Here is an 8,172-nt window from a genome sequence, read left to right as displayed (position 1 = left end):
CCCCCCCCCTCCGACAGCTTGCACGCGAAAAAGCCCTATTCATTTGCAGACAAACGCCCACATGGGACGAGCCTGTGAAAGGTTGTGGGAGTTCGGCTCTTTGGGGATTCAGCCTATCGCGTCGGACGTCCGACGTCCGACGTCCGACGTTGGACCAGGCTGAATTTCCTCCCGTCCACGATGAACCTTTTTATGTGCAATCAGCGCCGCTCGCGGGGGCCGCGAAGGGCATCCAGCAGGCGGCCGGGCAGGCCGGCGGAGCGCAGCAGCGGGCGCACATGCATCAGGCTCTCGTGGATGTCATGCACCTGCCCGGTCAGCTCGTCCACGTGGCTGGTGATTCCTTCCACCCGGTGAGTCAGGTCGCCGACCTGGCCGGGCAGGGCATCCATGCCCTCGATAATGCGCATGATGCGGTGGGCCATGATCAGGTATTCCAGCGCGGCGCGAATCACCGCGGCGATGACCAGGAACACCAGCGGCGCCAGGCAGGCTGCGATAATGCCGGCCAGTACCGAAAACCAGAAGCACAGCCCGACAATACCCAGCACCGCCACCAGCGCGCCGGCCATCAGCAGTACATAGAACAGCGGCAGCAGCTGCATGGTCAGGTAGCGATTGAAACGCCAGTCCGCCAGGTTGGGAATCACCGAATTGCTCTGTCCATAGCGCGGTGTGGGTTCCTGCATGGTGCCTCCATGGGGTCAGGATGGGTCGTCGGCCAGGTGTTGCTCCACGTAACAGGCCAGCATATCCGCCAGCACGCCGGTGAGCTCGTCAAAGGGTACCGAGGGCGTTTCCTCGGACAGGTGCTGAATCATGGTGAAGGTGCTGCCGTTGATGTAGAAGAACGCCAGCGCCGGGATGCGGGGGACGCGGGTCATGTGGGGCTGGTGCATCAGGTACTGACTGAACAGGTTCATCAGCATGCGATTGATGGGCTTCTGGTAAACGGCCATGTCCACGGCGAAGGCATGGCGGGCACATTTAAGGTAAAGCTGGTCGTTCTGCTCGAGAAAGTCCCGGAAGCTGCGCAGCAGGGTGACGACGGCCTCGCGGATTTCCATCCGAACAAGCTGGGGCACCAGCGGTTGTACCATGGCCACGGTGTCAGCCACGAAGCGCTCGGCAGCGGCGTTGAAAATGGCTTCCTTGTTGGCGAAATATTCATAGAGCGAGCCCACCCCGATGCCTGCCAATTCCGCGATTTCCCTGGCGGTGGTGCCCCCCGGGCCCTGCCGGGAAATGGCAATCAGGGCGGCCTGGATAATGGCGTCGACGGTGGCGCGGGAGCGCTGTTGTTTGGGTTTGCGTGCCATACGATTTCCGAGTTGAATCCGAACAAGCATTCGATTTATTGTTACACTAGGCAATGTAACAGTAAACCCCTTTTCTGAGGAGTGGCGGGCCCGTCACCGTGGCCCATGCCGGGAGGAGAGACCATGGCTTCCATCGACCTGGATAAAATGCTGGCCAAGATCAAGAGCACCCAGTGGGCCCTGTCGGATATCGACTGGGAGGCCCCCGGTGCCGAGCTGATCACCGAAGAGCAATGGCCCAAACTCAAGGAGTTCATGGCCGATCTGATGTGGATCGAGCACGTCGGCGCGCGGGCCTTTGCGGCGCTGGCCAAGAAAGCCCCCACCGACACCCTGCGTGAAATCTACACCTACTTCCATGCCGAAGAGCAGCGCCATGCCAACGCCGAGATGGCGTTGATGCGTCGCTGGGGCATGCTGGACGGGGAGGAGATTCCGGAGCCCAACGTCAACCTGCGCATCATCATCGAGTGGCTGGACCGCTTTGCCGACGAGATGCCGGTCTATGTACTGGGCACCGTGGTGCCGATGCTGGAAATCGCTCTGGACGGCGCGCTTTGCACCTTCCTGCTGGAGAGTGTCAAGGATCCGGTCTGTCACCAGGCGTTCGAGAAGATCAACGATGATGAATCCCGTCACCTGGGGGTGGGTTTCACGGTGATGGAAATGCAGGGTCACAGTGCCTCCTACATCAAGATGGTGCAGATGATGGCTCGCGTGATGGACCCGCGCCTGATTCTGGGCATCGCGTCCTACATGCCCTTGCTCAACAAGATGCGTGACAATGTAATCGCCATGGGGCTGCCGGAAGAGAAGCTCTACAAGGCCATGAACAAGTTCGAGCGCATTGGCGGGCGCACCGAAGATGGCCGCCGCAATCCCTGGTTCCAGCTGATCAAGTTTCACGGTCGCTGGGTGACCAACCGCTCCAACAAGCTGTACCACGTGCCGGTGGACGGGCTGGTGAAACTCACCGGCATGGTGCCCCGCCGGGCACTGCCGGCGGTGCCCTCCTGGGTGAAAGAGCTGACCTGGCAGCCCACCTCTACACACTAATCCCCTTTTATCTTGCCTCGCTGCGGCCCTTTGCCGTGGCGAGGGCGTCATATCGCAAGAGTTGAATGGTTATGAGTGACTCCCCCGCCAACAAAAAAACGGCGCCGCGCAAGGCTGCCGTGCGTAAACGTTCCGCCAGGGCAAGAAAGCCGGCGGAGAAAAAGCCGACGCCGGTGACGCCGGTTTCGGTACTGATCATCGGTGCCGGTTTTGCCGGGCTGGGCATGGCCATTCGCCTCAAACAGGCCGGCATCGACGACTTCGTGATTCTGGAGCGGGCCAGTGCCGTCGGCGGCACCTGGCGTGACAATCAGTACCCCGGCGCGGCCTGCGACATTCCGTCAAACCTGTATTCCTATTCCTTTGCGCCCAACCCCGACTGGTCGCGCAGCTTTTCCGGCAGTGGTGAAATCCTCGACTATATTCACCACCTGGTCAGCGAGTTCGATCTGCAAAAACACATCCGTTTCGAGAAAAACGTGACGGATCTGTGCTTCGATGAAGGCAAGGGTATCTGGACAGCCACCACCGACCGGCAGGAAACCTTTGCCGGCCGGGCCGCGATCATGGCGCAGGGGCCGTTGTCCAATTGCAGCTTCCCGGCGATCACCGGCATCGAGGATTTCCAGGGACACAAGATCCACAGCGCTCGCTGGGATCATGATTACGACTTTGCCGGCAAGCGCGTGGCGGTGATCGGTACCGGTGCCAGCGGTATCCAGATCATTCCGGAGCTGGTCAAGGTGGCCGGGCATGTGAAGGTGTTCCAGCGTACCCCCGGCTGGGTGTTGCCGCGCCCCGACTTCACCACGCCACAATGGAACAAGGCCCTGTTCCGCAAGTTGCCGGCCAGCCAGCAGGCCATGCGAAACCTGCTTTACTGGACCCACGAGAGTATGGCGCTGGCGGTAATCTGGAATTCACCGCTGACCCGCATTGCCGAGCGTCTGGCCCGTCTGCACCTGCGCCGTCAGGTCAAGGATCGCTGGCTGCGTCGACAGCTGACGCCGGATTTCACCATCGGCTGCAAACGTGTACTGGTGTCCAATGACTATTACCCGGCGCTACAGAAAGACAACGCCAAGCTGATCACCTGGCCGATTGCCCGCATCAGCGAGCAGGGCATTCGCACCGTGGAAGGCATCGAGCACCAGGTGGACTGCATCGTGTTTGCCACCGGGTTTGATGTCAGCCACTCCGGTACGCCCTTCCCGGTGCGGGGCCGTAATGGCCGGCTGCTGGGCGACGAATGGCAGGGCGGTGCCCAGGCCTATAAAAGCATCAACGTTTCCGGCTACCCGAACCTGTTCATGACCTTCGGCCCCAACTCCGGGCCCGGGCATAACTCCGCGCTGGTTTACATGGAGTCCCAGCTCGATTACGCGCTCAAGGGAATTCGCAAGATCCTGGCCGAAGACCTGAAAATACTGGACGTCAAGGAAAGCGTGCAGCACCAGTACAACAAGGGCATCCAGAAGCGCCTGTCCAGAACCAACTGGAACTCCGGCTGTAAAAGCTGGTATCTGACCGCGGATGGCTTCAATGCCACCATGTACCCGGGTTTCGCGACCCAGTACGCGGCTCAGATGGCGGATTTCGAGGAGGCCGACTACGAAACGGCCTGACCGTTTCGTTATTCCGGTGACTGGGGCTGGCATTTTGCCGGCCCTTTTTTTAGACGTCCTTACGCTTTCTTAACGCTGGCTTAAGATTCTATTAAGTTTGCATGGTCATCGTGTCACGCTCGTTTTTCCCTCCTCAAAGGACGTGCTTTCCCATGCCCGATATTTGGATGTGTGCCCGCCGGCGTTTCTGGGTAGTGAACTATCTTGTACTGGTGGCCATGGTGCTGTGGATCGCCGCCAGCAGCCTGGCCGGCCCGGCCTGGCTCTTTACCCTGGCGGCGGCGCTGGGTTATGGCCTGCTGTATCTGTTGCCTCTTTTACTGGTGGTGGCGCTGGTGCGCTATCTGCCCGGTGGCCAGAAAATGGCCTCCCTGCTGGCGGTGCTTGGCGCCAGTGCGCTGGTGATTCTGCTTTACACCGATCGGGTGATTTTCGGTATGTACGGCTTTCACCTGAACGGCTTTGTCTGGAATCTGATTACCACGCCGGGGGGGATTGATTCGCTGGAAAGCAGTACCGGCACCAAGGTGGCGGTGCTGGGTATGTGCGTGGCCATCGTGGTGGCCGAGGTGGTGCTGTTCTGGGTGCTATATCGCACCGCCAGTGCCGGCCAGGGCCGTGCCGGCTGGCTGAAGTGGGCGATGGTGGCCATCGTGCTGTGCATGCTGGGGGAGCGGGCGACCTTCGGGGTCAGTCACTTCAAAAGCTACCGCACGGTGCTGATGGCGGCCCAGCAGATTCCGTTCTATCAGCAGACCACCTTTTCCCATGTGATGGTGGCGCTGGGCGAAAAGCCGGTGCGCCACAGCACCTTGAAAGTGGCCGGCAAGGGGCGGCTGCATTACCCCCTGCACCCGATCACGCTGGCGGCGGATGCACCGCGGCCCAATATTGTCTGGCTGGCCTGTGAGTCCCTGCGCTGGGATATGCTGACCCCGGAAATCATGCCGAACCTGTGGGCCTTTGCGCAGCAGAACCGGCGCTATACCAACCATTACAGTGGCGGAAACGGGACTCGCTGGGGCATTTTCTCGATGTTCTACGGCATGCCGGCCAGCTACTGGTTTTCCTTCCTGGATGCCCGCCAGCCGCCGGCGCTGATTTCCGTGCTGCAGAAGCAGCATTACCAGTTCGGCCTGTATACCAGTGCCGAATTTACCTACCCGGAATTCGACAAGACCGTGTGGGCGGGGCTGCCTTCGGACCTGCTGCACAGCCATCACAACCAGCAGGGCTGGGAAGATGACCGTGATAACGTTACCCGTCTCAACCATTTCATCGACGGGGCCCGGTCCGATCAGTCGCCGTTCCTGGGGTTCATGTTCTTCGAGTCGTCCCATGCCCGCTATTTCTTCCCGGATGATGCGGTGATCCGCCCGGATTATCTCAAGGCGTTCAACTACGCCACCGTGGATGTGAAGAAAGACATCGGCCTGATCAAGAATCGTTATATCAATGCCACCCATGAGCTGGATATCCAGCTGGGGCGGGTGCTGGATCATCTGAAAGAAGAGGGGTTGCTGGATAACACCATCGTCATCATTACCGGTGACCATGGTGAGGAGTTCATGGAGAACGGCCGCTGGGGCCACAACTCCGCGTTCCACAATCAGCAGATTCATACCCCCTTTGTGCTGCATGTGCCGGGTCAGGGGGCCAAAGTGGTAAACGCGCCCACCAGCCACCTGGATATCGTGCCCACCCTGATGCCGCTGCTGGGTGTCACTAATCCGCCGTCGGATTATTCGGTGGATGCGGTGAGCCTGCTCAAGCCGACCGCGGACCGTTATCGGGTCATCGGCTCCTGGAATGCGCTGGGCTACATTGGCAAGGACTACAAGGTGTCCATGCCCATGAACCTGGCGGGTACCGGCTACATGGCAGTGACCGGTGCGGATGACCAGCCGGTGGCGGACAGTGGTGCGGTGATGGTCAGGGAGAAGGATGATCTGGCGCAGCTGCTCAAGGATATTTCCCGTTTTTACGTGAAACACTGACGGGCACAACGGCCAATAAAAAAGGGCAGCCACGGCTGCCCTTTTTTGTGGTGCGTGCTGATCGCCTTAGCGACCGGCGCGCTTGCGCTCGGTTTCGGTGAGCAGCTTCTTGCGCAGACGCAGATGGTTGGGGGTGACCTCTACCAGCTCGTCGTCTTCGATGAAGTCCAGTGCCTGCTCCAGGCTGAAGCGGATCGGCGGCGTCAGGACGATGTTTTCATCGGTGCCGGAGGCGCGCATGTTGGTCAGCTGCTTGCCCTTGGTGGGGTTAACCACCAGGTCGTTGCCGCGGCTGTGAATGCCGATGATCTGGCCTTCGTAGACGTCCACGTTGGGGTCGATCAGCATGCGGCCACGTTCCTGCAGGTTGAACAGGGCGAAGCCCAGCACCTTGCCTTTGACCATGGACACCAGCACGCCGTTGATGCGCTTGGCCATGTCGCCGGCCTTGAATTCACCGTAGTGGCTGAAGGTGCTGTTGAGGATGCCGGTGCCGGAGGTCAGGGTCAGGAACTGGCTGCGGAAGCCGATCAGGCCACGGCTGGGTACCAGGAACTCCAGGCGCACACGGCCCTTGCCGTCCGGCTCCATGTTGGTCATTTCCGCCTTGCGCAGGCCCAGCTGTTCCATGATGGCGCCCTGGTGTTGTTCTTCCACGTCGGCGATCACGGTTTCGTAGGGTTCCTGCTTGACGCCATCCTCTTCGCGGATGATCACCTGCGGGCGGCCCACGGCCAGCTCGAAGCCTTCACGGCGCATGTTTTCGATCAGTACCGACAGGTGCAGTTCACCACGGCCGGAGACGCGGAACTGGTCGGCGCTGCCGGTTTCTTCCACGCGCAGGGCCACGTTGTGCTTGAGTTCCGCTTCCAGGCGCTCGCGAATCTGGCGGCTGGTGACGAATTTGCCATCCTGGCCGGCGAACGGTGAAGTGTTGACGTGGAAGAACATGCTCACGGTGGGCTCGTCCACGCTCAGCGGGGTAAGCGCTTCCACATTCAGCGGGTCACACAGGGTGTCGGAAATGTTCAGCGGGTCCAGGCCGGTGATGCAGACGATCTCGCCGGCGGAGGCGGTGGCGGCATCCACTCGCTCCAGGCCATGGTAGCCCATGATGGTGAGGATCTTGCCGCTGCGCACGTTGCCGTCGGCACCGATCACTTTCACCGGGCTGTTGGCCTTGATCTTGCCACGCTTAACCCGGCCAATGCCGATGATGCCCAGGTAGCTGTTGTAGTCCAGAGAGGAAATCTGCATCTGGAAGGGGCCGTCCGCATCCACGTCCGGGTAGTCCACCTTGTCGACGATGGCCTGCAGCAGCGGGGTCATGTCATCGGCCAGGTTGTCCGCTTCCAGGCCGGCGATGCCGTTCAGGGCGGAGGCATAGATCACCGGAAAATCCAGTTGCTCGTCGGTGGCGCCCAGATTGTCGAACAGGTCGAAGACCTGGTCCATCACCCAGTCCGGGCGGGCGCCCGGGCGGTCGATCTTGTTGATTACCACGATCGGCTTGAGGCCGGCGGCGAAGGCTTTCTGGGTCACGAAGCGGGTTTGCGGCATGGGACCGTCCACCGCGTCCACCAGCAGCAGCACGGAATCCACCATGGACATGACGCGCTCCACCTCGCCGCCGAAGTCGGCGTGTCCGGGGGTGTCAACGATGTTGATGCGGTAGTCGTTCCACTGGATGGCGGTGTTCTTGGAGAGGATGGTGATGCCCCGTTCCTTCTCCAGGTCGTTGGAATCCATCACCCGTTCGATGTCGCCGGCGCGATCTCCCAGGGTGCCGGACTGTTGCAGCAGCTTGTCCACCAGGGTGGTCTTGCCGTGGTCAACGTGGGCGATGATGGCGATATTGCGCAGACGTTCAATCACGTGTTTGGCTCCATAAACTGGGGGTGACAGGAGGTCCGTCACCCGCCCGAAGGGCATAAAGGGGCGCGCATTATAGCAGTGCTGTGTGTCGGGGATAGTCCATCTGTCAGCGGGTTCTGGTGGGGGGCGGCTGGGCAGTGATTGTGAAATACGTCAAAATCTCGCCGCTCAACCTGCGGGGAAGCCGTGGTTGGCCTAAAATGGCGCAACCAATTTGCCCCGTCCGGGTCAGAGGCTGCAGCCGTAAAGGCGGGGTGGCCGGGTTTTTCGGGCATAAATGCGCTGATTATCAGGTAGTTA

Annotated in this window: 6 protein-coding genes; 3 read left to right on the top strand and 3 right to left on the bottom strand. The window is 60.6% G+C overall.

Annotated elements, in window-relative coordinates:
• Positions 1-200: 200 nt before the first annotated feature.
• Both A11A3_RS01625 and A11A3_RS01620 read right to left on the bottom strand, forming a co-directional pair.
• Positions 201-689, bottom strand: coding sequence for a DUF4282 domain-containing protein (locus A11A3_RS01625; protein ID WP_008927516.1), 489 nt, complete (start codon positions 687-689; stop codon positions 201-203).
• Between the two features lie 15 nt (positions 690-704).
• Positions 705-1,319, bottom strand: a complete 615-nt coding sequence (locus A11A3_RS01620) for a TetR/AcrR family transcriptional regulator (protein ID WP_008927515.1) — start codon at positions 1,317-1,319, stop codon at positions 705-707.
• Positions 1,320-1,442: 123 nt separating this feature from the next.
• Between A11A3_RS01620 and A11A3_RS01615 the strand changes: the two genes are divergently transcribed.
• The 3 genes from A11A3_RS01615 (at position 1,443) to A11A3_RS01605 (ending at position 5,997) form a co-directional block, all read left to right on the top strand.
• Positions 1,443-2,375 carry a hypothetical protein gene (locus A11A3_RS01615; RefSeq protein ID WP_008927514.1) on the top strand — a complete coding sequence of 311 codons (933 nt, stop codon included), beginning with the start codon at positions 1,443-1,445 and terminating at the stop codon, positions 2,373-2,375.
• 71 nt (positions 2,376-2,446) lie between these two features.
• The gene (locus tag A11A3_RS01610) at positions 2,447-4,000 is read left to right on the top strand and encodes a flavin-containing monooxygenase (RefSeq protein ID WP_008927513.1); all 1,554 of its coding nucleotides are present in this window, start codon (positions 2,447-2,449) and stop codon (positions 3,998-4,000) included.
• Between the two features lie 152 nt (positions 4,001-4,152).
• Positions 4,153-5,997 carry a sulfatase-like hydrolase/transferase gene (locus tag A11A3_RS01605; protein ID WP_008927512.1) on the top strand — a complete coding sequence of 615 codons (1,845 nt, stop codon included), beginning with the start codon at positions 4,153-4,155 and terminating at the stop codon, positions 5,995-5,997.
• A 66-nt stretch (positions 5,998-6,063) separates the two neighbouring features.
• Here A11A3_RS01605 and typA read toward each other — a convergent pair whose 3' ends face one another.
• On the bottom strand, positions 6,064-7,872 hold the full coding sequence (gene typA / locus A11A3_RS01600; protein ID WP_008927511.1) for a translational GTPase TypA: 1,809 nt from the start codon (positions 7,870-7,872) through the stop codon (positions 6,064-6,066).
• Positions 7,873-8,172 lie beyond the last annotated feature (300 nt).

Source organism: Alcanivorax hongdengensis A-11-3 (assembly GCF_000300995.1).
GTDB classification, from domain to species: domain Bacteria; phylum Pseudomonadota; class Gammaproteobacteria; order Pseudomonadales; family Alcanivoracaceae; genus Alcanivorax; species Alcanivorax hongdengensis.
The sequence above is the reverse complement of the archived record's forward strand: the minus strand, read 5'-3'. Positions and strand labels throughout refer to the sequence as shown.